Source organism: Paenibacillus soyae (genome assembly GCF_024623455.1).
Lineage (GTDB): Bacteria > Bacillota > Bacilli > Paenibacillales > Paenibacillaceae > Pristimantibacillus > Pristimantibacillus soyae.
Window position 1 is genome coordinate 1 of sequence record NZ_JANIPJ010000083.1, and the last position, 286, is coordinate 286.

At 52.1% G+C, this 286-nt stretch carries 1 rRNA gene; it reads left to right on the forward strand.

What is annotated here, in order from left to right:
• Window positions 1–170: 170 nt before the first annotated feature.
• Window positions 171–286 (forward strand): 5S ribosomal RNA (rrf, locus tag NQZ67_RS30090); the annotation flags it as partial.

Sequence of the window (286 nt, forward strand, 5' to 3'; positions counted from 1 at the left end):
CTGGATCACCTCCTTTCTAAGGATATACCCGATCTCGATGAAGATCGGATAGGAAGCATAAGCTTCCACAAGCAACTCTCAGGCAGGATTGTTGCTCGCTCGTTGTCAGTTTTGAAAGATCAATTCATTCCCTAACGGGGTTGCGAATACATCTTTCACAAAGCTATCCGTTTGGTGGCGATGGCGGAGGGGAACCACGCGTTCCCATACCGAACACGACCGTTAAGCCCTCCAGCGCCAATGGTACTTGGACCGCAGGGTCCTGGGAGAGTAGGACGTCGCCAAG